Origin of the sequence: Streptomyces sp. NPDC018833, assembly GCF_044390825.1 — a bacterium.
Taxonomy (GTDB): Bacteria; Actinomycetota; Actinomycetes; order Streptomycetales; family Streptomycetaceae; genus Streptomyces.
In genome coordinates this window covers 59,837-84,763 of record NZ_JBIRZM010000014.1, presented here as the reverse complement: position 1 = coordinate 84,763, position 24,927 = coordinate 59,837, and the positions used below count along the sequence as shown (strand labels likewise).

Here is a 24,927-nt window from a genome sequence, read left to right as displayed (position 1 = left end):
CCGACTCGATCACGAAGTCGCACTGGAGCATGAGGACGGTGAACGCGGAGGCCGACTTCCCTGAAGGCGGTAAGGCGACGGAGTCCGAGAACGGTTTTCAGCGGGTGAGGTCAGCCAGGCTGTTCAGTGCGGCGTCGATCTCGGCCGGAGTGTTGATGACGGCGGTACCGATCCGGGTGTAGGTCGAGGTGGACAGCCGCACGCGCTGGGCGGCGGCGCGGTCGACTACCTGCTGATGGGTGTGTCCGGCCACGCTGAAACAGGTGATGCCCGCGGACAGTTCCGCGTCGGCAGGGGTGTGCACGGTGACCCCGGGGATGCGGCTCAGTCCTTGCTTCACCCGCGTCGACAGCTGTGTGATGCGGGCGGCGACGCGTGCCCGGTCCAGCTGCTCATGCAGCGCTACCGCCACCGGCAGGGCGAAGGCATGCTCGAACGCCAGAAACCCGCCGGGCGACAACGGCGCTGCGCCCCCGCCCCTGATGAAGCTCACGAAGGTGGGCCGCAGCTGGTCGAGGACATCCGGCGCCACCCAGACCAGCCCCGTTCCCCTTGGACCGAACAGCCATTTGTGCGTTCCGGCGATCACCACGTCCGCGCCCAGGTCGGCGGCATCCTCGTCGATCGCCGCCAGCCCGTGCACGCCGTCGACGACCAGCAGGCACCGGTCGGCAGGGCTGCGGCCTTCATTGGCTCGGCGCACCACCTCGGCCACCGCACGCACCGGCATCCGAAGCCCCGTGCTCGACTGCACCCAGGTGATCCCCACGACTCTGGTGTTCGGGCGTATCGCCTCGCCGACTGCCGCCGCGATGCCGTCCGCCGTCGCGGTGGCCGGATCGGCGAACCAGGAGCCCAGCCGTAGCGTGTTGCCATGCCTGTCGGCGGCCAGTCGGGCGGCGGTGCGGTGGGAGATGTGGTCGTGCTCGGTCAACAGGAACTCCTGTCCCGGACGGGTCACGACGCCGTTGTAGAAGACACCCAGCCCGATGCTCGTGCTCGCCGTCATCGCGATGTCCTCGGCCCGGCCTCCTAGATAGGCCGCGAGCGCCTGGCGTACCCGGGGCCATCCGGTAGGACCGTCGGGCAGCGCCAGCCCCGTGGGCACCGAGAGAGGATTGGCGTCGACCTGTGCCCTCAAGTGATCCACCGCATCCCGCACCACCTTCGGATGCGAGGCCAGATAGAACAACGCAAGGTTCACCCATCCCGGCTCCAGGCGAAACTGCGCCCGCAAGGCGTCCCAGTCCACCCGCCCGTCGACCGTGGTGACCGGCCGCTCCCGCGGTGTGTTCACGCTTGCCGCGCCGGAGCTGGGCACGAGGGTGACCGCCACCGCTCCCGCAGATCTCGCCAGCAGACCGCGCCGACTCGTCATCGACATCCAGCACCCCTTTGCACCGCGACCGGCGGAGCGGTGGCGGAATAGCTGTCCGGTGCCCTTCTGGTGACGAGGTTACGCAAGGTGGCCGCGCGCGCCGACAGGCCATTACCCCAAACGGCCTCTATCGAGATGCCGCACAGCACAGACCACCCGAAGGGACCAGCCCCCTTGCCTGGAGACCCACTCCGTCCTTCCCCTTCACCGGAAGGGCGTCGTTCCATGCCCCGTTGACATCCCGCAGCAGTGCCAAGGCCAGAGGAATTCGGCTTCAATAGGCCCCGGCGACCACACACGGTCACCAACCAGGGCGGACCCTCGAAGAACTGGCGCCAGTGGAATAGGCGAGCTCAGCAGCATGAACCCCCAGTGCCCCGTTTCGACTGCCCGACGCAGGCCCAACCTCCTGTCGGAGGCTCAGCCACTCATCTCGGTTCGGTGACCCGCGTCACACCCGGCTCCTGTCAGCAATCGGGTCGCTGTCTCGTTCAAGGGGCACGCGAACGAGACAGGAGCAACGCCATGAAGCACCGCATCGTCGTACTCGGCGCCGGATACGCCGGGGCCTTCGCCGCCGGCAACCTGGCCCGCCGGCTCTCCCCCGCCGACACCGAGATCACCGTCGTCAACGCCGAGCCCGACTTCGTCGAGCGGATGCGGCTCCACCAGCTCGCGATCGGCCAGGACCTCGTGTTCCGCAGGCTCGCCGACGTGTTCGCCGGTACCGCGGTGCGGCTGCGCCTGGCGTGCGTCACCGGCGTCGACCCCGAGCGCAGGACCGTCGCCGTGACCGGTGAGGACGGCGACGGCGAGTTCGCGTACGACACGCTTCTCTACGCGCTCGGCAGCTCCGTCGCCCACCACGGCGTCTCCGGCGTGGCCGAGTACGCCTTCGATGTGACCGGCCGGTCCTCGGCGCTGCGTCTGCGCGAGCGCCTGGACAGCCTGGGCGGGGGCGGCACCGTGCTGATCGTCGGTGAGGGGCTGACCGGCATCGAGACCGCCACCGAGTTCGCCGAGTCCCGGCCCGACCTCTCGGTCGCTCTCGCCGCCCGCGGCGAGCTGGGCGCCTGGCTCTCCCCGAAGGCCCGCCGTCACCTGCGCCAGGCCTTCGACCGGCTCGGCATCACCGTCCACGAGCACACCGGAATCGAAGCCGTCGAGCCGACGCGGGCGATCGCCGCCGACGGTACGTCCATCCCGGCGGACGTGACCGTGTGGTCGGCCGGGTTCGCGGTGCACCCCATCGCGGCCGCCAGCGGCCTGGAGGTCGCCGAGACCGGCCAGATCGTCGTCGACCGCACCATGCGCTCGGTCTCGCACACGGACGTCTACGCAGCCGGTGACTGCGCCCACGCGATCGGCGAGAACGGCCGGCCGCTGCCGATGTCCTGCGCCTCGGCCGGCTTCACCAACATGCAGGCTACCGCCGCGATCATCGCGCGCCTGACGGGCAGCGAGGTCCCGACCATCGGGCTGAAGTACCACGGCAACCACATCAGCCTCGGGCGGCGGGACGCGATCTTCCAGATGGTGGACGGGGACGCCCGGTCGAAGTCCTGGTACCTGGGCGGCCGGACCGCCGCGCGGCTCAAGTCGGGCGTGCTCAAGGGGGCCGGTTGGGGCATCGCCCACCCGACCTTCGGCATGCCGAAGCGTAAGCGCCGCCTGGCCACCACACCGGACCGGTCCGGTGTTCGGGTCGCCGCCTAGCCTGTTCCGCATGGACAGCGTCGCCATCGATCGATTCGAGGCCAGCCGGGGCCGGCTGGCCGCGCTCGCGTACCGTCTGCTCGGCTCGGCGGCCGACGCCGAGGACGCCGTACAGGACGCGTTCCTGCGCTGGCAGGCCGCGGACCGGGAACGTATCGAGGTGCCGGAGGCGTGGCTGACCAAGGTCGTCACCAATCTCTGCCTCGACCGGCTCCGCTCGGCGCAGGCGCGCCATGAGCGCGCTGTCGGAGACTGGCTGCCCGAGCCACTCCTCGAGGGCGACCCGATGCTCGGCCCTGCCGATACCTTCGAGCAGCGCGAATCGGTGTCCTTGGCCGTACTGACCCTCATGGAGCGCCTCTCGCCGGTCGAGCGGGCCGCTTACGTCCTGCGCGAGGCCTTCTCGTACCCCCACGCCGAGATAGCCGGGATCCTCGACATCACCGAGTCCGCGAGCCAGCAGCACGTACACCGGGCCCGACGCCGGGTCGCCGCCGAGCGCCGCGGCGGCGACGAGGTGGACCCCGCGTCCGCGCGCCGGATCGTCGAGGAGTTCCTCGCCGCCGCAACGTCGGGGCGCACCGAACGGCTGGTGGCGATGCTCACCGCCGACGCTACCGCGGTCTCGGACGGCGCCGGACTGGCCAGGCGGCTGCTGCGGTACAAGACGCGCGAGCGCGTCGCCTCCTACGTGCGGGCCGGCTTCAAGCCCACTCCGGCGAAGCGGCGGCTGGCCGGCGGTTCCCCTGCGATCCATATCGCGCTGGTCAACGGCTCCCCGGCCGTCCTCGCCGTGATCGAGGACCGGGTCGTGGGCGCCGTGGCGTTCGAGGTCAGCGACGGCAAGGTCGCGTCCCTGCGCGGCATCGCCGCCGCGGACCGGCTCGCGCGCCTGAGCGGGGCCTGGCGGCAGCACGAACCCGACGCGCCGGTCATCAACGCATGGTGATTCAGAGCCACCGGAATCCAGTGACCTGAGTGGGAATGAGGACGGCACCCTTCGGCCCCGCGCTGCACAGCAGCGCGGGGCCGAAGCACGTCGGTCTCCCGAAGCGGACTCGGCCGTGCGGTTCTGATCCCCGATGGCCGACTATCGGGGGTCTTCAAAGTTGAGCGGTGTGGAGGTGTCCGCGGGCTCGGCGGGTGGTGACACAGCGTGTGCGTAGGCGTTGGTTCTCGGCGTTGCGGAAGCCGAACGCGTTGCGGGCGACGAGCTTGATCACGCGGTTGATCCCTTCGCTCTTGGCGTTGCTGTGTCCGGTGTCGATGAACCCGGCGATCTCGGGCCACCAGCGGTCGACGGTGGCGGCGAGCTGGCGGACTTCGGGGATGTCGGAGTCCGCGCACCAGGTGAGGAACTTCCAGCGGGCGTGGCCGACTTGGTGGCGGTCGGCTCCGGTGCGGGCCAGGGCGAGGAGGGTGCGCAGGTTCTCCTTGGCGATCCAGGCTGTCAGCAGCGTCTGTCCGATCTTCCCCTCGCCCAGGAGGGTGTCCCACATGGTGGCGAACTGGTCGTCGGTGAGGTCCTCGCGGTCGCGTAGAAGCCGCCGTCTGGCCTTCCACTCCGGGTCGCTCGCCCGTCCGCGCCGACCGCGGGTCTCGGCGGTGGTGCGGCGCCTGACCATGGACAGCATCTTGTTGGCGAGCTGGACCACGTGGAAGTGGTCGACCACGACGGTGGCGTGCGGCAGGCTGATGTGGATCGCGGCACGGTAGGTGGCCGACATGTCGATGGCGATGTAGCCGATGCCCTTTCTCCAGCAGTCCGCCGTGGCCGAGGGCGTCGACGAAGCCGGTGTGCCACCGGTCCCGGGTCAGATGCCACTTGTCAGTATCCGCATCCTGCTCCCAGCGGGGCCGTCCGCGGCGGGTCTCGTCGATGCCCAGGACTGCGACCCTCGGCAGAGGTGCCTCAGTGACGTCGCAGGCTTGCGTGCGGAAGGCTTCCATCGCGGTGGCCCGGACAGATGCAGATCCCGCGCGGCCTGGATGACCGTGGAGCCGGCATCCCGTGTGCGGCGCCCGGCCGCACCCCGCAGCCGGGCGGTCAGTCTGGCACCGGCCGGGATCTGCGGGATCTGCTCGGTGAAGGACCGGCGAGGGCAGTCGGCCTCGCGGCACCACCAGCGGCGCTTGTGCCAGCGGAACTCCCATCCGCTCTCGCCGTAAGGGAGATCGCGCGGCCGGGTCACCGCCGAGCCCTTCACCCCCGGGTGGCGAAAACCCCGCAGGCCGGGCAGGCCCTGGCCCTCTCGTCGGCCGTGACCAGGTGAACTCGGCGCCTTCCGTCGGCCAGCCGCTCAACCCGCGCGACGGACACCCCGTCGAGGTCGAGCAGCAACGTCGTATCGTTGACCAAGCTCGTGGCTCCTGCATGATCGTTCTGCGTCGAGAACAGAAATGATCAGGCAGGTCCACGGGCATCCTGCATCCGGGGCCGTGCCCGAATGCGTCATGACAATCGGCCGGGTGTGGTTCGCTGCTGAGGTGACTCAGGACTTGGAGATCGTTGCATTCGAATCCGCCGAGGCGTTCGAGGCATGGCTCGGTGAGAGCCACGCCGTCTCGCCGGGCATCTGGCTCAAGCTTCGTAAGAAGGGCCCCGGAATCGTCGCGCTGGACTACGCCCAGGCGCTCGACGTGGCACTCTGCTACGGCTGGATCGACGGCCAGAAGGGCAAGTTCGACGACCAGTGGTGGCTCCAGCGATTCACCCCGCGCAAGCCGCGCAGCAAGTGGTCCAAGGTCAACCGGGACAAGGTGGCCGCCCTGATCGAGCAGGGGCGGATGCGTCCGCCGGGACAGGCCGAGGTCGACCGCGCCAAGGCGGACGGCCGCTGGGAGGCGGCCTACGACGGTGCGAAGACCGCCACGGTGCCGGACGACCTCGCGGCGGCCCTGACCGCCGACCCGGGCGCGGCGGAGTTCTTCGAGACACTGGACCGGCAGAACCGCTACGCGATCCTGTACCGGATCCAGGACGCCAAGAAGGCCGAGACCCGGGCGCGCCGGATCGAGAAGTACGTAGCGATGCTGGCGAAGGGCGAGAAGCTGTACCCGTAGTCACGGGAAGGGGACCATGGCCGCGTGGTGCCCTGGGGTCCCGGCGCGCCTGCGGCCCCGGCAGCAGCCACCAAATGCCCTCACCGAGCGTAACGAAACGCCAAAGGCCCTGAGCAGGCGCACCGCTCAAGATCGAAGACCCACTATCGGTCGACACGAAGGCCAATTGCCCATCGTCACGGAGGGCTGACCAGGGGAGGGCTGACCAGGGCGGATCCGAGCACCCCTGGCCACCTATCGCTCGAAGTCGTCTCCAGCCAGCGCGGCACGACCGGCAGCTCCAGCGGCGGCATCACCTACGAGGTCACCGGCCCGTTCCGTAGGTGATCGCGATCCCGTGAGTCACCTGAAACCACTCGCCTCCGTGTGACCGGTGCGGCGCGGGCCACCTCACTCCACGTAGCCGGTGTCGCCCTCTCATCACTGGCGAACGCAACTCTTCTCGGCCCCGCCGGGCTTCGGCTCGGCGGGGGACCGTGAATGCCGCCCGGGCCCCGCGGCGCTCGTGCAAGCGCGCAACGTGCACGTCGGACGCCAGGGCGGCCCTTCCACCGGCTGGGGAGGAGGGCCGCCAGTGCCGCGGTCGGTCGCGGGCGGTTGCAGCCAGAGCGCGGTCTGCACCGCGATCAAACGTCCGGCGGCCGTGAGGGTTGATCAAAAAGTCAGGAGCTGCCGCCGGTTCGGGCTGTTACATGGGGTCGATGTCCACGCCGCCCGTGCGGTCGGCCTGCTTGGTCTGCGGGCGGAGCAAGCAGGCCTGGCCCGGGAGCCGACGGTGCTCGTCCGGGTCGGTCGCGCGCTCGGCGGCACCCTGCAGGTCCTGCGCCTGCTGGCGCATCTGCTCGGCAAGGCCGCCGGGGGTCACCTGCAACGCTCGTGATCACTCCTTGATATGGGGGAGAGCGGGCAACTCAGCGGAGCGACGCCCCCGGATTCCGTCTTCAAGGATCACCAGGTGATGGATCGTTGCGGTTACATGAACTCACCGATGTGGAGAGGTAGTTGCGGGCTCCGCTCATACCCCGGGCCGGGAGCGTTCGTCCTCGTGTGGACAACCGACGGAAGGGGGCGATTCCCGGTTTTCTTCGGGGCGCGCTGCGTAGACTCCCCGTAGTCATCCGGTCGGGGAGGGGCATGCGATGAAGGGCATACGAGCGGGCGGCACCGCCCTCGCCGTTCTGGGCGTTGCCGGTGTGGCGGCGGCACGGGCCGCCGCCGATCGGATCGCGCGGAACCCCGATCCGTATCCGCTGGACCGGCTCGCGCGGGAGCCCGAAGGCGAAGAGGTGTTCATTCCGCGGCCGGACGGGACGGTGCTGCGGGCTCTCGTGGCCGGGGAGGGACCGGCGGTCGTGCTCGCCCATGGCTACGGCGCCTCACTGCTGGAGTGGAATCTGATCTGGGAGGAACTGCGATCGGCCGGCCACCGTGTCATAGCCTTCGACCAGCGGGGCCACGAGCGGTCCACGCTCGGCCGTGACGGCGCCGGCTCCGGGCCCATGGCGGCAGACTACGCCGCCGTGCTGGAGCAGTTCGACGTCACGGACGGTGTGCTGGTGGGTCACTCCATGGGCGGCTTCCTCGCGATCCGTGCGGTGCTGGACCACGGCGAGGTCGTCCGGCGCCTGCGCGGCTTGGTGCTCGTCGCCACCTGGGCGGGCCGGATCTACGACGGAGCGCCGCAGAACCGGCTGCAGGTCCCGCTGATCAGAGCAGGCATCATCCAGCGCTGGATGCGCACGCGAACCGGCGCGCTCCTCTTCGGCGCCGCCCAGTGCGGCCGCCGGCCGTCCCCGGCGATGATCTCGGTCTACCGCGATGTCTTCCTGCGGCAGGACCACCGCCCGTTGCTGCCGGTGGTGCGGGCCTTCGCCGCGGAGGACCGCTATCCGCGCCTCGGCGAGATCACTGTGCCCACCGTCGTCGTTGTCGGCGCCGACGACCGCTCGACACCGCCCGTCCACGCGCAACGGATGGCCGCGGGCATACGCGGTGCGCGGCTGGTTACCGTGCCCGGCGCGGGCCACATGATCAACTGGGAAGGCGCCGACGCTCTCGTCGAAGCCGTCGAGTCGGTGGCCGCCCCTGCCCGGGACGGTTCGGAGAGCTAGAGTCCGTCTTCAAAGATCACTAGGTGATGGATCATGGTCGGGTGCGGCGACACGAACTCATCGCTGTCGAGTGGGAGTTGCTGGCTCCCGGAGCCCTGTTCGTCTTCTCAGCCGAATCGCAGGACGCGTGGGGTGAAGGTGCCCTCGGGGCCGTCGGCGCGGCCGACCGACCACACCGTCGCCGTGCCCGGCACCGGCGCCAGCCGCAGCACCCAGGAGTCACCCTCCCCGGCCACCGCCGGTTCGCTGTACTCGGTGAACGACTGTCCGTTCCAGGCAAGGAAATCCGGCCCGGGGACGAACGGCGGATAGCTGCCCGGCGGGCCCCACTTCTGCGAGCGGGTCACCGAGACCCATGCCAGCGCGCCGGACGTGTTGGGCGCCAGTGAGCTGATCGAGCCGAAATCGGTGGGCACGGTCACCCGGCTCCACGCCTGCCCGTCCCAGCGGACCAGCAGTGGTGGAACCGGCCGGCCAGGCGGGCCGCCGACGAACCCGGCTGTGCCACCCGCCCACACCTCCGTCGGCGAGACCGCCAGCACACTGCCCACGGCCGACCGCGGGAACCCGTCCACGATCGTCTGCTGCCACGCCTGCCCGTTCCAGTGCGACACGGCCGCACCAGAGTCGGTGGCGCCCGCGGCCCAGACGTCGTTGGCCGCCAGAATGTGCAGGCCGTACACGGATCCCGGCGGCACCGGCACGTCCCGCCAGCCGCGCCCGTCCCAGCGCAGCAATACCTGCGCGCCGCCCCGCGAACCAATCAGCCAGGTCTCACCGCCGCTGGCGACGACTTTGGTCAGCACGACACCGCGCGGCGGCCGGCTCTCGTACCAGGCGATGCCGTCGAAGCGGAGCAGGTGGGCGCCGCCCCCCGAGTCGCGGCCAACCGCCCAGACGGCGGTCGGTGAGGTCGCGGAGATGGACAGCAGCTCTCCCTGCCAGCCGATCCCGGGCAGACTCTGGCGCTGCCACGCGGTTCCGTCCCAGCGCAGCACCAGCGGGAAGCCCGGCGCCTCGCGACCGACGGCGTCTGCACCCACCGCCCACGCCCGGTCCGGCCCGAACACCACGGCCTCGTTCAGCCCGGCCTGTGGGCGTACCTGTGCCGGGACCGGAACGTGTTGCCAGGACAGGGTTTCCGCCGCGGCCGAGCTCATGATGGTCATGGCGACAGCGAGGGCCGCGACGAGAAGGCGGCGGGGCATGGTCAGCCTCCCAGCCGTTCGCTCATCAGGTTTGGTTTCGAGCCGTAGGTCTCGACGGTCCCGAAGGACAGCAGTGAGAACCCGGCCTTCGCCAGTGCACGCGGTTTGACGTCGATCGCGTTCGTGCGCTTTGGGCCGTAGGTGAAGGTGGTGCGCAAGCCGTCCACCCGTGTGTACTTCGACTGGAACGCGCGGTCGCTGCGCACCGGCAGCCACAGCGCGCCGTCTGGGCCGCGCACCATGGCCTCGGTGTGGGTGTCGCCCAGCGGTGGGTAGGTGGTGCGCCAGGCATGCCCGTTCCAGGTCATCAGGTAGGTGCGGGCCACGCCGTCGGTGTACTGGCTGCCGCCGATCGTGACCCGGCCGGACGGTTCGAGCATGATCGTGTGCACGTTGCTGTTCGGCGGCAGCGACACCTTCGAGTCCCGCCACACCGTGCCGTCCCAGCGCAGGACGGTGGTCCCGGTGCTGGTGTCCGCCCAGGCCCAGACGTCGGTGGCAGTACGCGCGGTGATCCCCATCAGGAACAGCACACCGTCCGGGGTGGACTGTGTGGTCCAGCCGGAACGGTCGTAGTGCAACACCTTCAGCCCGGTGTCGTCCTCACCGACGACCCACGCGGCACCCGGTACCGCGGTGAAGTCCTGGTAGATCCGCAGGGTCTGCGGCAGCGGGACGGCGCTCCACCCTCCCGCCGACCGGCGCAGGATCTTCCCCACCCCCACGCGGTTCTGGAGAATCCACACCTCCTCGCCGACGAGCTGCACCTTGCCGAGCCAGCCCAGCTCACCGGCGCCGGGGAAGGTTGTGTCCCGGCTCCACGCCGTGCCGTCCCACCGGTACAGCATCGGCCGCAGTCCATCGGTGGCGTGCTCGTACCCGGTCGCCCACGCCTCGCCCGGCCCGCGGGCGGCGAGATCGGACACGGTCACCGGCGGGGCGGCTGCCGGCACCGGCAGCGCCGACCAGCTCGGCGTCACAGCCGCGGCCGGCGACACCACCGCGGCGCACACGATCACGAGGCAGACAATGACCGCACGGAGACCGTTCATGAGACCCCCAGAACGCGAAGGTCCCACAGGGTATTGGCGTTCATACACCCGTGAACAGGCGGCATTCGGGCGATCACGGTTCCCTCTCGAGGCCCACCGTGTCGTGGGACTCCTGGAGCCACGGAGTAATTGTCAAGAGTTGTGGATCACGCGGGCCTGATCAGGTAGCTGGAGGCATCAGCCGCGACGTCCCGGTGAAGACGATCAGGGCCACTGTTGCTCCTGCTGTCGTCGTCAATGCATCCGCTGCGATTCGGTCCCACTGCAGCCGTACCACGTCCGTCAGGACGAACGCGACGGCCGAGCCGGCGAAGGCGGCCGCAGCGCCCGCGGCCCAGTTCCGGTGCCGGTCCCAGAACCAGCGCGCCAGGAGCATCACGACGGGCGCGGCAATGGGCAGGGTCGGCTGATCGAGGAGCTTGAGAATGGCGTAGGCCACTGCGCAGACCACCCAGCACAGTGCCGTGACCCGTGCTGTTTCACGCCAGGGAACACCTCGCACGTCCCCCATCGAGCCTCCTCCGGCGTTCTTCGTTCCCAGGCGAGTGGAGCATATGGGTTCGGGGTGTTGCCATTTCTGGTTGATCAACCATGCTGCAAGAGTCTCCGGGCGTTCGGCGAGGTGGCCGCGTTCGAAGCGGGCTCCGGCGCGGACGAGGCGACGAGGTGGGCGCGTTCAGCGCTCGCCAGGGGCCTGGGCGTAACGTCAGCAGCTGGTCGACGTCGTTGGTGGAGCTGCGCGAGGCGGGGCCGTGGGCCGGGTCTCAGAAGGGGGCGAGGGGCGGGCCGGATGCCTGGGGCCGAGGAAGGCGCGTGACCCCCTTCCCCAGAGAGAGCACCTCGTCGTTGAGCTGCCGCTTCGCAGCCCGCTACAGGCTGGAAACCAAGGCGGTACTGGCCTGCTGACAGTGGTGCAACCCACGGGCCGTGACACCCCGGCGAGGCGCTGCGGGCAGATGCAGACGCGCTGCTGGATACGGCGGGACGGCGCAGGCGATCGATCGCGGCGATGAACCGGGAGCGGCTGCGGGCCACCCGCAAGGTCAGGCGCTGACGGCGCGGGCGCACGAGCGCCCGCGGCACCGGCGCGTACATATCTTCCGGTCATATTGAGAACGTGAGGATGGGCACAACTAGCGGCCCCTCGCCACAAATTCTTCACATCATGCCCCTGTCGGCGGCGGAATATTCGCTTCACGGATGAGGTGAAGGTGGCGCCAAAGCAAGATCAACTTTGTTCAAGTCTGTACCTCACGTGGTTAATTGTCCATTTGGCGACCAACCCCGTTCCGCCGGTTTCGGCTCACCGGCCGGGCCCAGGTAGGCATGGCGACTGCGGATCCGATCGCACTGCAGTCCCGAAACACCTTGCACCTGGGGAGCACCTCCATGTCCCGATTCACCCGCCGCCAAGCCCTCAGCGCCGTCGGCGCCGCCGCCGGCCTCGCGGTCATCAGTGCCGCGCCCGCCGTCGGCAGCGCACATGACCGAGCACCGCACACGCCGGCCACGCCGCACACCCACGACGCATCCGGTGCCTTCGACGAGGTCTACCTGGGCCGGCGTATCCAGGGCGCGCCCAGCCACGGCGGCGGTCACCACGAGCACCACGGCGGCGGCTGGACCGTGCACATCGACGGCGAGGAACTGCACGTCATGCGCAACGCCGACGGCACCTGGATCAGCGTCGTCACCCACTACGAGCCGCTCTCCACCCCGCGCGCCGCGGCCCGCGCCGCTGTCCGCGAACTCCAGGGCGCAGCCCTCGTCCCCCTTGACCTCTCCTGAGCCCGGAGCACCAGCCACCATGACCGTACGCAAGAACCAGGCAGAGCTGACCAGCACCGAGAAGCGCGCCTTCGTCGACGCACTCCTCGCACTCAAGCGCAGCGGCCGGTACGACTCGTTCGTCACCACCCACAACGCCTTCATCATGGGCGACACCGACAGCGGCGACCGGGTCGGCCACCGATCCCCGTCCTTCCTGCCCTGGCACAGACGTTTCCTCATCGAATTCGAGCAGGCCCTCCAGTCCGTCGACCCGTCCGTCGCCCTCCCGTACTGGGACTGGACCGCCGACCGCACCCCCGCCGCCTCGCTCTGGGCGGCGGACTTCCTCGGCGGCAGCGGCCGCAGCAGGGACGGACAGGTAATGGACGGGCCGTTCGCCGCCGCCACGGGCGGCTGGAGCATCTCCATACGGGTCGACGGACGCGGCTACCTGCGCCGGGCGCTCGGCGCAGGCGGCCGCCAACTCCCCACCCGCGCTGAGGTCGACACCGTACTCGCGATGAGCAGCTATGACATGCCCCCCTGGAACAGCGCGTCCGACGGCTTCCGTAACCACCTCGAAGGCTGGCGTGGAGTGAACCTGCACAATCGCGTGCACGTCTGGGTCGGCGGCCAGATGGCCACCGGAGTCTCACCGAACGACCCGGTGTTCTGGCTGCACCACGCCTTCATCGACAAGCTCTGGACCGAGTGGCAGGCCCTGCACCCCGACTCCCCGTACCTTCCCCAGGCAGGCACCGCGAACGTGGTCGACCTCCACGACACCATGCGCCCCTGGAACGATGTGACCCCGGTCGACATGCTCGACCACACCTCGCACTACACCTACGACCGAGCCGCGTAGCTCAGCCCCAGGGACCAGGCCGGATACGGCGCGGTGCGGCTGCCCGTGGGACTGTGAATCGTTCGGTGCAACTCCCGATCAAGGAAGAGGCACCGAGGACCGGCAACGACAAGACCGAGCCCGAGAACGTCGAGTCGACTGAGCCGCAGCCGGCCAAGTCCGTGGACGCCAGCTGATCGGCGAGCTGGTGGGCCGGGCCCAGACCGAGGGTCTTGCAACTGACCGGCGAGGGCGGGCTGCTGCAGCAGCTGACCAAGCGACTGCTGGAGTCCGCCCTCGAGGGCGAGGTCACCGGCCACCTCGGCCAGGACGAGCACGACCCGGCTGGTAAGAACGGCGGCAACTCCCGCGACGGGAAACGCGGCAGCTAGGAGAGCTTCGCGGCCAGGACCTCGACGTGCAGAATCTCGGAGGCCTCGGCGAGCAGCTTGGGGGCGTTGTCCATGAGCGCCGCCGCGATCTGGCCCTGGAGGTGCGCGGTGCGGTCCTCCTCGGTGCCGAAGGCGTCGAAGATGCCGAACGTGGTGGGGCCCAGGCGCAGCGCGAACCAGAGGGTGGTGCCGGCCTCTTCCCGGGCCGGGGGGAGGGCTGCGGTGAGCAGTTCCTCGATTTCGCTGGCGTAGTCCGGCTTGGCCTCGATACGGGCGAGCAGGCCGACGCCGGCGGTGTCGGGGACAAGGGCGTTGGTCATGGAGTGCTCCTCGGTGCATGGTGAGTGCGGTGTGGTGCCGCGGCGTTGTGCGATGTGATCACCGTATGAGCGGCCGGGGGACTGCAGGCAGTGGCGGATCCGCCGGATGCTTTACCGTTTGCGACATGAGGATTTCGGTACTGGTGATGGACGACCTCTTCGACTCCGGTCTGGCCACGGTCCTCGACGTCCTGCAGATGGCCAATGAGCTGCGGGAGGAACTGCCCCACCCCCCACCGCGCTGGGAGCTGACCCGCGTCAGCGGGCAGGGTGCCGTCCGTACGGCTTCCGGGCACGTGATCGAGGCCCAAGCCGTCGAAGACGCCCCACGGCCCGATCTCCTCGTCGTTCCCGGAGCCGGCCCCCAACAGCCCGCACCCCTGCTGGAATGGGTGGCCGCCCCGGAACGCGGACCCGAACGCGAAGCGGTCCGGCGGGCCCGGGCCGACGGCGTCCCCCTGGCCGCAGCCTGCACCAGTACGTTCCTCCTCGCCGAGGCGGGCGTGCTGGACGGGCTCGCCGCCACCACCAGCTGGTGACTGGCCCCGGCCTTCCGGCAGAGGTACCCCCAAGTTGCCCTTGACGAGAGCCACATGCTGGCCCACGCCCCGGGGGTGACCACCGCCGGAGCCGCCATGGCGCACCTCGATCTCGCCTTCTCCTTGGTAAGGCAGGCCAGCCCCGTCCTCGCGGACCTGACGGCCCGCTACCTCGTGGTCGACCACCGCCCCACCCAGGCCGGTTACGCCACTGCGAGCCACCTCGCCCGCACCGATCCCACCGTCAGCGCCTTCGAGAGCTGGGTGCGCGCGCACCTCGACCAGCCGCTGCGGATGGCCGAAGCGGCACGGGCGGTCGGGGCAAGCGAACGGACCCTCCAACGGGCCGTGGGCAAGGTACTGGGCATCTCACCCCTGCGGTTCGCCCAGAGCATCCGGCTCGAACAGGCCGCCCACCTGCTGCGCACCACGGACCTCCCCACCGAGACCGTCGCCCGCCGCGTCGGATACGAGAACGCCTCCACGCTCACCACACTGTTGCGCCAACGCCTGGGCACCACCCCCGGCCGCCTGCGCAGCGGAGCGACGCCCGCCGGTACCTCTCGCGGGTCAACGTGACCCTTGCTCCGGCTCCGGTCATCGCCGAAGGCCCTCGCCGACCACTCACCGTGACAGCCAAGCCGTACCGCGTGCGAGCTCACCACTCCAGTGGGCCGTCACTCCGCAGTACCGCCCGGCTCATGCCTCAGCGTCCTCATCGTCTTCAGCCGCATCCAGGTCGCGCAGGGGGAGCAGATCATCGCCTGCGGTAGCGGTGATGGCGATCTCTGAAAATCGCCAGGGGCGCTCAGGGGTGTCGGCAAACCTGCTCAGTTGATCTCCCCATCCTTCGTGTGACGTTTTTTCGGTCTCTTCGTGTGAAGTCGTCCGGCGTGTCGAACTGGCGGCGGTGTGTCCTGGAGAGCCTGCGTGTGCTTGAAGGCCGGCCTGTTCGGGGGCCTGGATGCTCACGTGGGAGGAAGACGTGGACACTCACGCTCTGCGTCGTCAGGGGTGGACGATCTCGGCGATCGCCCGGCATCTGGGCCGCGACCGCCAGACGATCAGGGACTATCTGAACGGGAAGAAGGTGCCCGGTCAGCGCCGGCAGGCGCCGGATGCGTTCGTACCGTTTCTGGAGTACTGCCGCCAGCGGCTCGCCGATGACCCGCATCTGTGGGCGAGCACGCTCTTCGACGAGGTCCGCGAACTCGGCTATCAGGGCGGCTACTCGACCTTCACCCGGGCCCTTCGGCGTCACAAGGTGCGGCCGCACTGCGAGCCGTGTCACGCGGTCAAGGGTCGGGACGTCGCGGTCATCTCCCATCCGCCGGGCGAAGAGATTCAGTTCGACTGGCTGGAGCTGCCAACCCCGCCGGAGAACTGGGGTGTTGGTGAGCACGCGCATCTGCTGGTCGGGGCGCTTGCGCATTCGGGCCGGTGGCGGGCCTAGCTCGCGGAGTGTGAGGACTTCCCCCACCTGGTCCAGGCGCTTGATGCGGTGGTGCGCAAGCTGGGCGGGACCGCCCGCCGGTGGCGCTTCGACCGGATGGCCACCGTCTGCTACCCCTCCAGCGGGCAGGTGACCTCCGTGTTCGCGTCGGTTGCGAAGTACTACGGGGTGTCGGTGTCGATCTGCCCGCCCCGCCGCGGCAACCGCAAGGGGGTGGTGGAGAAGGTCAACCACTCCGCTGCCCAGCGGTGGTGGCGCACGGTCCCGGACGGGCTGAGCGTCGAGCAGGCTCAGTCCGGGGTGGACAAACTCGCCGTCCGAATGGACGAGCGGCGCCGCACCGTCGACGGGGCAAGGGTCACGGTTGCTGAACTCGCCGATGCTGAGCCTCTGTTGGAGCTTCCAGCTCTGCCGTTCGCGGCCGAGCTCGTCGTCGAACGGACGGTGACGCCGCAGGGACTGGTGGCCTTCGAGGGGAACTTCTACTCGGTGCCGCCGGGCCTGCCCGGGGCGAGGGTTCGGGTGATTCACCGGCTCGGCGAGGACACGGTATCCATCGCCACCGCGTCCCGGGCGGTCATCGCCCGCCACCGGCTCGCCCCCGCGCGGAGCCGGGCAGACCGTCCGCGACGCCGGTCACGTGATCGCGCTGGAGCGGAAGGAGCTTGAGTCCTTCTCCGACCGGGCGCCCTGCAAGTCCAAGGTCCGCCGCCCGCCGTCCGAGGCGGCGCTGGCGGAGGCCGAGCGGCTGCGCGAGCAGCGGGCCACCGGGTCGACGGCCGAACGGGTCGTGATCGACCTGTCCCGCTATGCCGCCGTGGCCGACCGGCTGCGGCACGTTCCCCGCCCAAGGAGGAGGAGAACGAGGAGTGAGTACGACGCCGATGCAGATGAGCGAAGCACGCCGCTATCAGCAGCTGCGAGCCCACCTGTCCTATCTGAAACTCAACGACGCCGCCGAGGCCCTGCCCCGGGTGCTGGACCAGGCCCGCTCGGAACGGCTGTCGCTGACCGCGGCCCTGGAACGTCTGCTGGAACTCGAGGTCGAGGCCACCGAGGCCCGCCGGCTGACCTCCCGGCTGCGGTTCGCCTGCCTGCCGGAGCCCTGGACGCTGCCGGACTTCGACTTCGCCGCCCAGCCGGGCGTGGATGAGAAACTCATCCGCGACCTGGCCACCCTGCGCTTCCTCGACGACGCCTCCAACGTGCTGTTCGTCGGCCCGCCCGGCGTCGGCAAGACCATGCTGGCCGTCGCCCTGGGGCGGGCCGCGGTCGACGCGGGCCACCGCGTCTACTTCACCACCGCCGCCGAGCTCGCCGCCAAGTGCCACAAGGCCGCTCTGGAGGGCCGCTGGAAGACCTGCATGCGGTTCTTCGCCGGACCCAAGCTTTTGATCATCGACGAGCTTGGCTACCTGCCGCTGCCCGAGGACGGGGCCTCCGCGCTGTTCCAGGTGATCAATCAGAGGTATCTGAAGTCCTCCACGATCTTGACGACGAATGTCGGCATCGCCGACTGGGCCGGCGCCTTCGGGGATGCCACCGTCGCCGCCGCCATGCTCGACCGCCTCCTGCACCGGGCCGCGGTCGTCGGCATCGACGGCCCTTCCTACCGCCTGCGCGGACACCAGCACCAGGCCGAATCCCTCCGCAAGGGAGTGAACGTCCGTGTCTCCTGACACCGTCCCACCCGCCCCCACCGGGCCCGAGCCCGTCAACTGCCTTTTCTGCCAGGGCGAGTTCATCCCGCAGCCGAGGCAGGTCTACTGCTCGCCCCGCTGCAAATCCGCCTTCCACCGCAGGCCCCCGGCCGAGCCCCAGGATCACACCTGCCCCGCCTACCAGGGCACCTTCACCGCCAACCCCCGCATCCGGCAGGTCTACTGCTCACCCGCCTGCCGCCACCGGGCAGCAAAGCAGCGTGACGACCAGCGCAACGAGCAGCGGGCCGCCCGGCTCGGCGAGACGCCGCCGACCCGGCCCGAGCTACCACCACCGCCCAAAGCCGTCACCCGCCCGGGACGCCAGCTCTCCGCGGAGCGAGACCCGCTGGAGCCCACCGCGACCCGCGACTGTCCGCACTGCCGCCAGCCGGTCACCATCGTCGCCCTGCTGGCCACCCCGGAAGCCGCCCGGCCCGCCATGCCCGCCGGACCCGACGTCATTCCGCTGCGGAGGACTCCATGACCGAATTCCTCAGCCACGTTCACTGCACGATCAGTGCCCGACCGATCTCGATGCCCAGAGCCCGCCGACTGCCGGTCGGCGGGCCAGCCGGGTCGTTCGGCAGAGCTGGTCACTCGTCCGGCGCAGTGCTCAGCGCAGCAGGGCACCATTCCTCTTCGAGGATGCTGAAGATCAAAGAGTCTCGCCAGCCGTCGCGAATCAGCTGCGTGTGACGCAGGCGTCCCTCATGCGTCATACCAAGCTTGGCCAGCACCCGGGCAGAGCCGAGATTCCGCGGGTCACAGGTTCCATAGATCCGATGGAGACCCAACTCGCCGAAGCCAAAAGCAAGAAGCTGCCGCCCGATCTGTGTCCCGATGCCCTGGCCCCAGACTCGCGGATGCACGCCATAGGAGATCTCGGCCTGACGCTGGATGTCACTACGAACATGCAGTACCCCCATGCCCACCACATCCCGCCCGAGGCGGGCCACATAGGAAAATTGCCGCTGGGGGCTGTCCGACCAGGCTTTGACCGCACTTTCCACGAAGTCCCGCGTCTCGTCCTCTGTGTTCGGCCCCCACGTCTGATAGCGGCAAGCCTCCGCCAGACACGCCCACGAGTGAATGGCCGGCCAATCCTCCAAAGTGATCTTATCCAGGGCCACCAAGCGCTGATTCATGAGGCGATCATGTCCACTTCAGCCTGTCGCCTGCAAGGACAAGCCATACGCGTGCTCATGCTCGTCACCCTCACCACTCCCTTCAACAACCAACCAAGTGGCAGGGAAGAGCATCACTGGCGACGTTCAAGAAGCCTTATCAGCGAGGAGCGGAAGCTGTAACAGCCCAGGCAGTTGAGGTTCGCGTGGTGCAGCGGGGACGACCGGGCCACGTCCTCATTCAGCACGTCATGCTCGTGCGCCTTGGCGGGCAGGGGCCGCGGAAGGGTGACGGCGGCATCCAGGTGTGCCGATCTGGTCGCCCCTGCGGCACGGTGGACCTGATCAGTCACCCGCTGCTCGCGTTCGTTTTCGCTTCCAGGGCGGTGTGGACCCACGCTGGACACCTGCCTACCGCCGAGAGCCGGGGGCATGGGGAGTACGACAGCTCGGACGGGTTGGTGCGTGTCCGCATGGCGGTCTTTCCACGACGCCTGCGGATCGCAAGGTACGGGTTCCGTGAGCTTCAGCTGCGGGATACCGCGATCCCTCGCCCGGCCCCGGATTTTGTCAGTCTGGCTTTCCCGTCTCGTCGGGCCCGATGTCCTCGGCCGGAGCCGTCCCATCCGGCTCCACATGTCCTCGAAGTCGCCGAAAGGATCTCCCCAGGCCGGCCGCCGCTCGGGGGCGCCACCTCCGCGTCGTGTGGGCAGGACCGGCCGCCTCCCAACATGGGGCGTATCTGGTGCGTGGGGGCGGTAACCGGCGGCCGGCCGCTAACGATCCCGGGACAGGCACGTGCGGCGCCCCGCTTCGGTTGCTCGCGGGGCGCCCGTGCGGGGCAGGGGTCAGGCGGGGGTGACGTTCTCGGCCTGGGGGCCCTTCGGCCCTTGGACGACCTCGAACTGGACCTTCTGCCCCTCGGTGAGCTCGCGGAATCCGGTCGAGTTGATGGCCGAGTAGTGGACGAACACGTCCGGGCCGCCATTGTCCTGGGCGATGAAGCCGAAGCCCTTCTCCGGGTTGAACCACTTCACGGTGCCGGTAGCCATCGTGCTTGTTCTCCTTCGTGCGGACACGGGACAAGACCCGCGTCTGGGGGTGCGAAGCGATCGTCACGGCTGCCCGGCGTCCTGAGCGTCCGACACGCCCGCACACATGAGTGATCGTCTCGCCGGGCCGGCGAAGCCGGCACGAACCCTTCGCAGACGTGTCTGAGAAGCCTCGCCCGTGGTCAGGGTCTGCCACCGGCTGTGTTGAGGGGCTGGCTCTGGTGAGCTTGCCAGACGCTCCTCCTCACCGGCCAACCAGAGCCGCTCGCTGAACCCGTCCGCGGGTCACGATCACAGGTCGCTCCGGCAGAAACGCGTCAGTTCACGCAGTGTGCGCAGCAACTCCTCGCGCCGGTTGGGTGATGACGACCACCGTGCTACGGACACCGGCACGGCAGGTCGGGGTCCTACGGCTGCCGCTGCGGCCGTTACGGAATCACTGCTCCAGTTCATCCTCGACCGGTGTTCCGGGCGCGTCACGCAGGTGCTGGGACATTCGGGGCTTGCCGCCTGTCGTGCTTGCTGAGCGCGTTGCGCAGCGGTGTGCCGCGCCCTACGGGAGGCAGTCGAGGGACACCTGGGCGATCGCGGACGACAATGCAGCCTCCGCAACGCGAAGTGCCTCCACGAGCCCGGGAACCCGATCGCTGTCACCGAAGGCGCGCGTATGAACCTCGCGCACATCTCGGTGATCGTCAGCTCTCTTGCCGGATCACCAGCCCGGCACCACCGGGAGCGATCCGGGAGCCTTCAGGCGCATCGTGTGACGTCATGGCCGCGAGGGTAGATCGCGGGGCGGCTCATGCGCGAGGCAATTGCGCACCAGGTCGTAAGCGTCCGCGGCGGGGGTCGCGCTCTTCGGTACGAGGTGCGGCGGTCGGGGGTGTCATGTCGCGAGCGACCTGGTCGCCGAACGGATGCGGCTCAAGCAGGAAACCCTCCCCGCCGTGGCACCCGTCCTCGTCCTTGTCTCCGCCGCCTGCCCCTGCGCGAGCCCTGCCATGTCTGAGCCGTCGCCCGAGCTGTCCGCCTCCAGAAGCTGCGGGTCGTGGATCTCAGGGCGATGAGAGCTTCGCGGTGCTGCGCCGTGGCGGCTGCACCATGTACCAGCACCCGATGGGCTGGCTGGACCGCGATGAGGCGCTGGTCGCGCTCGGGGAATCGGACATCAAGCCGTGCGAGATCTGCCATCCCGAGACCGGTCTGGCCTAGGCCAGAAAGCATTGCGTTCCCGCATGCGCTCTGATCGTTCTGGAACACATGACCTGCCCGCGCGCTGGAAGGGAACGGACTGATGGGTGAGCGGTGGCAAGTGGACGTAGACCGGGAGGTCTGTATCGGGTCGGCGATGTGCGTGGCCGCGTTGCCCGATGGATTCCGGCTGGACTCTGCGCGGCAATCGCATCCGGTGGAGCAGGAGACGCCGGCGTCGGAAGAACTGATGGGGGCGGCGGAGAACTGTCCCGTCGAGGCGATTTCCCTGCGGCTGGCCGGAACGGGCGAGGCCGTGTTCCCTCCAGAGGACTAGGCCGTTTCCTGCGGATCATGAGACGAGGATCTCCGCCCTGAGTCGGGTGAGGCCGATCGACGTGGCTAACCTGACGGCATGTCCATCCCATGGCGGTCCAGTGCCGCAGCGTTTGAGCAGATTCTGGGCCAGCGTGGCGTCGCGGCTGGCGCCTGCACCATGGAGGCGGCGTGGGCCGCCTTTGAGGAGTTCATGCAGGTACCCGTCGAAGGGATCGAGGGTCCTGAGGACGACGGAGACGGCTTCATCGTTGAGTGGGGCGTCTGGGACTGGACCGGGAATCGGCCTGCCCTGACTCTTGGGCGGCTGCTGGCCGTCAACGAGGACGGCGATCGGCAGGATCCGTACTGGCAGCCCCAGTACTGGAAGGTGGAGTTCCAGGCGTGCTTCGCCGAGGACCCCGCCTGGGCGGACCTACACATCAGCGGTGGCGGAGACAGCGGCTTCGATCATGCTGCCATCGGCGGGCCCAGAGCGGAGGCGCTCGCGGAGACACGCCGTTTCATCGAACAGGACCCACTCCTCAACGTGATGTGGCGGTCCGCTCCGATCGACATCGAAGTCACGCTCGACCGGGCAGGCTAGACCGCCTGCGGGTCACCTATCCGACCAGATGAAGGCCCCTGCGAGGTGGAGTCCAGTGAGGGAGATGGTCGCGGTCTTGTCGTATCTGGTGGCCAGACTTCGCCACTGCTTGAGCTTGTTGATGCACCGCTCGACCGTGTTGCGCTGCTTGTAGGCCTCGCGGTCGAAGGACGGCGGACGGCCGCCCAGCCGACCGAGTCGCTTGCGGTTGGCCGTCTGGTCGGCGGGCTGAGGGATCACCGCCCGAATTCCGCGCCGACGGAGACGGGTCCGGATCGCGCGGGATGAGTAGGCCTTGTCGGCCAGGACCACTCCGGTGTGGTCCTGGGTCGGCCAATCGGCCGGGGCACCCGCAGGCAGGCCATGACCTCGGTGAACGCGGGTGCGTCACCTGCCTGGCCAGGTGTGATGACGAACGCCAGTGGCGGGCAACGGCTGTCGGCGGCGAGGTGGATCTTGATCGTCAGCCCGCCGCGGGGCGCGGCACGCGGCGGCGGCCGGTGGAGCGTGTGAGGGCGCTCCGCCGGCCGCCGCATGCGTGCGTCAGGCCCTGACGGGCTGCTCGGGCAACGCGGCCGCACGCCGCCGTCCCGTGACGCTTCCCAGCCAGCCGAGCAGGAACGCGACCGGCAGCGACACCAAAGCGACCGTCTGCAGCGGGAACCAGGAGATGTCCCACTCGGGGAACAGTGCCATCGGGCTGCCGGAGAAGATGGGGCTCAGGACCTGGAGTCCGATCGCGCAGCCGAGACCTCCGTACAGCGTCCACAGCAGCCCCCTGCGCGTGAAGCCGCGCCAGAACAGCGAGTACACCAGCGCCGGGAGCAGGCAGGAGCCCGCCACCGCCAGGGAGATCGTGGACAGGAAGCCCATGTTCCACCCCTGCACCCACACCGCGAGGCAGATGCTCAGCACCCCGACCAAGGCGGACGCGATACGGGCCGCGGCCACCTCCCGGCCCTCGGTCGTGCGCCCGCGGCGGACGACGTTGGTGACGAGGTCGTGGGCGACCGAGCCTGCGGCCGCCAGCGTCACGCTCGCGACGACTGCCAGCGTGGTGAGGAACACCGCGCAGGAGACCAGCACCACGAGCCATGCCTCGCCCGTCTGCGCCGACGAGCCGCCCGCCAGATCGCCGGTGAGCATCAGCAGGCTGCTGGTGGCCCCGGGGTCGGCGGCGAGGATCTTCGGGGCGCCGATCAGCGCCGCGGCCCCGAATCCCATCACGGTGGTGAGCAGGCACATGGCACCGACGATGGCGATGGTGTGGCGGACCGTACGGCGGGCCGCGGCGGCGTCGGGTGCGGTGTTGAGCTGGGTGGCGACATGGGGCATGCACGCGACGCCCAGCACCACGGTGATCATCAGACCGATGAAGTCGAGCGTCCCCTCGACCGGGCTGCTGGCGGCGAACCGCAGTCCCGGACGCATATAGCCCTCGGGACGGCCGCTGCCCCGCCCGGCGGCCTCGATGAGGGAATCGGGGCTCCAGTGGAAGCGGTGGAGCAGCACCGCCACCACGGCCACGGCCATGGCGAGCAGGATCACCGTCTTGATCACCTGGATCGCGATCATGCCGCGCATCCCGCCGAAGGCCGTGGCGCAGACGACGAGGGTGCCGATCATGACGATGGCGGTCTGCTCGGCGCCGGGACCGGACAGCCCGAGCAGCATGGCGGTGGTCCTGCCCGCACCGGAGAGCTGGACGATCAGATACGGGACGCACGCGCTCAGCGTGACGACGGCGACCGCGATCCTGACCGCGGGCCCCGGGGTCCGCAGGGCGAACGTGTCGCCGAGGGTGTAGGTGCCGCGTTCCCGCAGCGGGCCGGACAGCAGGAGCAGGACGCCGAGCGACAGCACGGTGCACAGGGCGATGAACAGGCCGTCGAAGCCGAAGACTGCGACGGCTCCCGTCGTGCCGAGCACGGTCGCAGCGGAGAGGTAGACGCCGGTGAGGACGAGGGCGCCCTGGACGGGCCGCAGCTTGCGGCCCGCCGTGTAGAAGTCGTCGACCCGGTCCCGCTCGGGGCCGTTGAGCACGCAGATGAACAGGATCGGGACGATGAAGGCGAGGAAGCCGACGAGAACCCAGGAGCGGGTGCCCGAGTCCAGGTCGAGGGTGCCGGGATCCCCTGCGGCGAGCAGAGCCTGAGGAAGCATCAGTGCTCCTCCTCCGGCTCGTACGCGGCCTCCTCGTGGGCGGCGCGGTCGTAACGCGCCGCCGTCCACAACAGGAGCGAGCCCTGCGCGAGAAGGGCGACGACGCCGAGGTTGATCTGTCCGGCGACACGGGTGGCCAGCAGGTCCTCTGCGGCGCAGGCAAGCAGGAGATGGACCGCGAAGGTCAGTCCGTTGACGAGCGCGAAGGATCTGCCCGGCCGGTGGGGCCGGGGTCTTTGATGGAACGGGGGAGTGTGCGGATGGGCGTGCTGATAGGCCATGGAGCTCTCCGGGCAGGCAGGGATGCGCGCGCATCGCCTCGCTCGGGCGATGCCTGGCGAGGGCATTGCCCCTGACGGCATTGCCCCCTGATGAGGGCTCACCAGAGCACGTACCGACCAGTCAGTCCATGCGCTTGGGGCACCCCGTTGTCCGCTCCCAACGCCGTAGGGGCCCGACTGTGCCGATGCCCATTCGGCCATCCACGGTAAGGAATCCGGTCATGGTGATACGCGTGCCGGGAGCTGTCCACCGAGGTGAAGCCGCACGCGTGCCAGGTAGCCGTACTCCCGTGCGGACCACGCGTGCCAGACGGGCGTACCGCCGTGCGGCTTCAGCTTTCCGGGTCGCAGTCCCAGGAGTCCCCGCAGCCGAGGACGGCCGCCGGCCCGAGCACTTGGAGCGTGTCGAAGGCGAGCGTGAGCCGTACGAGATCGCGGGGGCGGGACAGTTCGAGACCCGTAATCTGCTCGCAGCGGCGCAGCCGGTTCAGCACCGTGTTGCGGTGGCACAGCATGTGCCGGGCCGCCTGGACCGCGGAGCCGCCCTTCCCGATCCACACTCCGAGCGTGTCGATCAGCGTTTCGCGGTCGGCGGGCTCCAGGTCGTACAGCGGCCGGAGCACCCGCAGGCAGCTCGGCGGACAG

Annotated in this window: 27 protein-coding genes and 2 pseudogenes; 16 read left to right on the top strand and 13 right to left on the bottom strand. The window is 69.5% G+C overall.

Annotated elements, in window-relative coordinates; genetic code table 11:
* Positions 1-97: 97 nt before the first annotated feature.
* Positions 98-1,252, bottom strand: a complete 1,155-nt coding sequence (locus ACH5AF_RS25750) for an aminotransferase class V-fold PLP-dependent enzyme (protein WP_398904607.1) — start codon at positions 1,250-1,252, stop codon at positions 98-100.
* Positions 1,253-1,903: 651 nt separating this feature from the next.
* Here ACH5AF_RS25750 and ACH5AF_RS25745 point away from each other — a divergent pair.
* Together ACH5AF_RS25745 and ACH5AF_RS25740 are read left to right on the top strand one after the other, a co-directional pair.
* Positions 1,904-3,094 (top strand): NAD(P)/FAD-dependent oxidoreductase, encoded by a 1,191-nt coding sequence (locus ACH5AF_RS25745; RefSeq protein WP_398904606.1) that lies wholly within the window; start codon positions 1,904-1,906, stop codon positions 3,092-3,094.
* A 10-nt stretch (positions 3,095-3,104) separates the two neighbouring features.
* Positions 3,105-4,043, top strand: a complete 939-nt coding sequence (locus ACH5AF_RS25740; protein WP_398904604.1) for a sigma-70 family RNA polymerase sigma factor — start codon at positions 3,105-3,107, stop codon at positions 4,041-4,043.
* Between the two features lie 154 nt (positions 4,044-4,197).
* Here the strand turns inward: ACH5AF_RS25740 and ACH5AF_RS25735 are convergent, their stop codons facing one another.
* Positions 4,198-4,842 carry a transposase gene (locus ACH5AF_RS25735; protein ID WP_398904811.1) on the bottom strand — a complete coding sequence of 215 codons (645 nt, stop codon included), beginning with the start codon at positions 4,840-4,842 and terminating at the stop codon, positions 4,198-4,200.
* Positions 4,843-5,548: 706 nt separating this feature from the next.
* Between ACH5AF_RS25735 and ACH5AF_RS25730 the strand changes: the two genes are divergently transcribed.
* The gene (locus ACH5AF_RS25730; protein WP_398904602.1) at positions 5,549-6,157 is read left to right on the top strand and encodes a YdeI family protein; all 609 of its coding nucleotides are present in this window, start codon (positions 5,549-5,551) and stop codon (positions 6,155-6,157) included.
* Positions 6,158-6,845: 688 nt separating this feature from the next.
* Here ACH5AF_RS25730 and ACH5AF_RS25725 read toward each other — a convergent pair.
* Positions 6,846-7,022: a DUF6381 family protein gene (locus ACH5AF_RS25725; protein WP_398904809.1), complete on the bottom strand. Its 177-nt coding sequence runs from the start codon at positions 7,020-7,022 to the stop codon at positions 6,846-6,848.
* Between the two features lie 274 nt (positions 7,023-7,296).
* Here ACH5AF_RS25725 and ACH5AF_RS25720 point away from each other — a divergent pair, with 274 nt between their 5' ends.
* Entirely contained in the window at positions 7,297-8,268 is a 972-nt protein-coding gene (locus tag ACH5AF_RS25720; RefSeq protein ID WP_398904600.1) for an alpha/beta fold hydrolase, read from the top strand.
* 107 nt (positions 8,269-8,375) lie between these two features.
* On the opposite strand, the gene ACH5AF_RS25715 is transcribed toward ACH5AF_RS25720, so the two are convergent.
* The 3 genes from ACH5AF_RS25715 to ACH5AF_RS25705 all read right to left on the bottom strand — a co-directional run bounded on the left by ACH5AF_RS25715 (position 8,376) and on the right by ACH5AF_RS25705 (position 11,039).
* A complete protein-coding gene (locus ACH5AF_RS25715) occupies positions 8,376-9,476 on the bottom strand; it encodes a hypothetical protein (RefSeq protein ID WP_398904598.1) in 1,101 nt (366 codons plus the stop codon).
* Between the two features lie 2 nt (positions 9,477-9,478).
* Positions 9,479-10,528 (bottom strand): hypothetical protein, encoded by a 1,050-nt coding sequence (locus ACH5AF_RS25710; RefSeq protein WP_398904596.1) that lies wholly within the window; start codon positions 10,526-10,528, stop codon positions 9,479-9,481.
* A 160-nt stretch (positions 10,529-10,688) separates the two neighbouring features.
* Positions 10,689-11,039 (bottom strand): hypothetical protein, encoded by a 351-nt coding sequence (locus tag ACH5AF_RS25705; RefSeq protein WP_398904594.1) that lies wholly within the window; start codon positions 11,037-11,039, stop codon positions 10,689-10,691.
* A gap of 878 nt (positions 11,040-11,917) precedes the next feature.
* Between ACH5AF_RS25705 and ACH5AF_RS25700 the strand changes: the two genes are divergently transcribed.
* The 3 genes and pseudogenes from ACH5AF_RS25700 to ACH5AF_RS25690 form a co-directional block, all read left to right on the top strand.
* Positions 11,918-12,316, top strand: coding sequence for a tyrosinase family oxidase copper chaperone (locus tag ACH5AF_RS25700; protein WP_398904592.1), 399 nt, complete (start codon positions 11,918-11,920; stop codon positions 12,314-12,316).
* 19 nt (positions 12,317-12,335) lie between these two features.
* Positions 12,336-13,163: a tyrosinase family protein gene (locus ACH5AF_RS25695; protein WP_398904591.1), complete on the top strand. Its 828-nt coding sequence runs from the start codon at positions 12,336-12,338 to the stop codon at positions 13,161-13,163.
* Between the two features lie 172 nt (positions 13,164-13,335).
* Positions 13,336-13,525, top strand: a pseudogene (locus ACH5AF_RS25690) (IS256 family transposase); the annotation flags it as partial.
* A 5-nt stretch (positions 13,526-13,530) separates the two neighbouring features.
* Here ACH5AF_RS25690 and ACH5AF_RS25685 read toward each other — a convergent pair.
* The gene (locus ACH5AF_RS25685) at positions 13,531-13,854 is read right to left on the bottom strand and encodes a putative quinol monooxygenase (protein ID WP_398904589.1); all 324 of its coding nucleotides are present in this window, start codon (positions 13,852-13,854) and stop codon (positions 13,531-13,533) included.
* Between the two features lie 125 nt (positions 13,855-13,979).
* On the opposite strand from ACH5AF_RS25685, the gene ACH5AF_RS25680 reads away from it, so the two are divergent.
* The 6 genes from ACH5AF_RS25680 to ACH5AF_RS25655 all read left to right on the top strand — a co-directional run bounded on the left by ACH5AF_RS25680 (position 13,980) and on the right by ACH5AF_RS25655 (position 18,033).
* The gene (locus ACH5AF_RS25680; protein WP_398904588.1) at positions 13,980-14,393 is read left to right on the top strand and encodes a DJ-1/PfpI family protein; all 414 of its coding nucleotides are present in this window, start codon (positions 13,980-13,982) and stop codon (positions 14,391-14,393) included.
* Between the two features lie 54 nt (positions 14,394-14,447).
* The gene (locus tag ACH5AF_RS25675; protein ID WP_398904586.1) at positions 14,448-14,972 is read left to right on the top strand and encodes a helix-turn-helix domain-containing protein; all 525 of its coding nucleotides are present in this window, start codon (positions 14,448-14,450) and stop codon (positions 14,970-14,972) included.
* A gap of 406 nt (positions 14,973-15,378) precedes the next feature.
* Positions 15,379-15,846: a transcriptional regulator gene (locus ACH5AF_RS25670; protein WP_398904584.1), complete on the top strand. Its 468-nt coding sequence runs from the start codon at positions 15,379-15,381 to the stop codon at positions 15,844-15,846.
* A 48-nt stretch (positions 15,847-15,894) separates the two neighbouring features.
* Positions 15,895-16,515 carry a Mu transposase domain-containing protein gene (locus tag ACH5AF_RS25665; protein ID WP_398904583.1) on the top strand — a complete coding sequence of 207 codons (621 nt, stop codon included), beginning with the start codon at positions 15,895-15,897 and terminating at the stop codon, positions 16,513-16,515.
* A gap of 200 nt (positions 16,516-16,715) precedes the next feature.
* Positions 16,716-17,525 (top strand): IS21-like element helper ATPase IstB, encoded by an 810-nt coding sequence (gene istB, locus ACH5AF_RS25660; RefSeq protein WP_398904581.1) that lies wholly within the window; start codon positions 16,716-16,718, stop codon positions 17,523-17,525.
* Complete coding sequence (locus ACH5AF_RS25655; protein ID WP_398904579.1) at positions 17,515-18,033, top strand: hypothetical protein; 519 nt, start codon at positions 17,515-17,517, stop codon at positions 18,031-18,033. Before istB ends, ACH5AF_RS25655 begins: the two co-directional genes overlap by 11 nt.
* 109 nt (positions 18,034-18,142) lie before the next feature.
* Here the strand turns inward: ACH5AF_RS25655 and ACH5AF_RS25650 are convergent, their stop codons facing one another.
* Positions 18,143-18,694: a GNAT family N-acetyltransferase gene (locus ACH5AF_RS25650; RefSeq protein WP_398904577.1), complete on the bottom strand. Its 552-nt coding sequence runs from the start codon at positions 18,692-18,694 to the stop codon at positions 18,143-18,145.
* An 827-nt stretch (positions 18,695-19,521) separates the two neighbouring features.
* The gene (locus ACH5AF_RS25645; RefSeq protein WP_398904575.1) at positions 19,522-19,725 is read right to left on the bottom strand and encodes a cold-shock protein; all 204 of its coding nucleotides are present in this window, start codon (positions 19,723-19,725) and stop codon (positions 19,522-19,524) included.
* Between the two features lie 597 nt (positions 19,726-20,322).
* Between ACH5AF_RS25645 and ACH5AF_RS25640 the strand changes: the two genes are divergently transcribed.
* From ACH5AF_RS25640 to ACH5AF_RS25630, 3 genes are all read left to right on the top strand, one after another.
* Entirely contained in the window at positions 20,323-20,937 is a 615-nt protein-coding gene (locus ACH5AF_RS25640) for a DUF6233 domain-containing protein (RefSeq protein WP_398904573.1), read from the top strand.
* 82 nt (positions 20,938-21,019) lie between these two features.
* Positions 21,020-21,253 carry a ferredoxin gene (locus tag ACH5AF_RS25635; RefSeq protein WP_398904571.1) on the top strand — a complete coding sequence of 78 codons (234 nt, stop codon included), beginning with the start codon at positions 21,020-21,022 and terminating at the stop codon, positions 21,251-21,253.
* Positions 21,254-21,331: 78 nt separating this feature from the next.
* Positions 21,332-21,838: a hypothetical protein gene (locus tag ACH5AF_RS25630; protein WP_398904569.1), complete on the top strand. Its 507-nt coding sequence runs from the start codon at positions 21,332-21,334 to the stop codon at positions 21,836-21,838.
* A 12-nt stretch (positions 21,839-21,850) separates the two neighbouring features.
* Here the strand turns inward: ACH5AF_RS25630 and ACH5AF_RS25625 are convergent.
* The 4 genes and pseudogenes from ACH5AF_RS25625 to ACH5AF_RS25610 all read right to left on the bottom strand — a co-directional run.
* A pseudogene (locus ACH5AF_RS25625) lies at positions 21,851-22,314 on the bottom strand (IS5 family transposase); the annotation flags it as partial.
* Positions 22,315-22,381: 67 nt separating this feature from the next.
* Positions 22,382-24,001, bottom strand: a complete 1,620-nt coding sequence (locus ACH5AF_RS25620) for a cation acetate symporter (protein ID WP_398904568.1) — start codon at positions 23,999-24,001, stop codon at positions 22,382-22,384.
* Positions 24,001-24,282 (bottom strand): hypothetical protein, encoded by a 282-nt coding sequence (locus ACH5AF_RS25615; protein ID WP_398904566.1) that lies wholly within the window; start codon positions 24,280-24,282, stop codon positions 24,001-24,003. The genes ACH5AF_RS25620 and ACH5AF_RS25615 overlap by 1 nt, the downstream gene beginning before the upstream one ends.
* A 332-nt stretch (positions 24,283-24,614) precedes the next feature.
* Positions 24,615-24,905 (bottom strand): helix-turn-helix domain-containing protein, encoded by a 291-nt coding sequence (locus ACH5AF_RS25610; RefSeq protein ID WP_398904564.1) that lies wholly within the window; start codon positions 24,903-24,905, stop codon positions 24,615-24,617.
* Between the last annotated feature and the right edge of the window lie 22 nt (positions 24,906-24,927).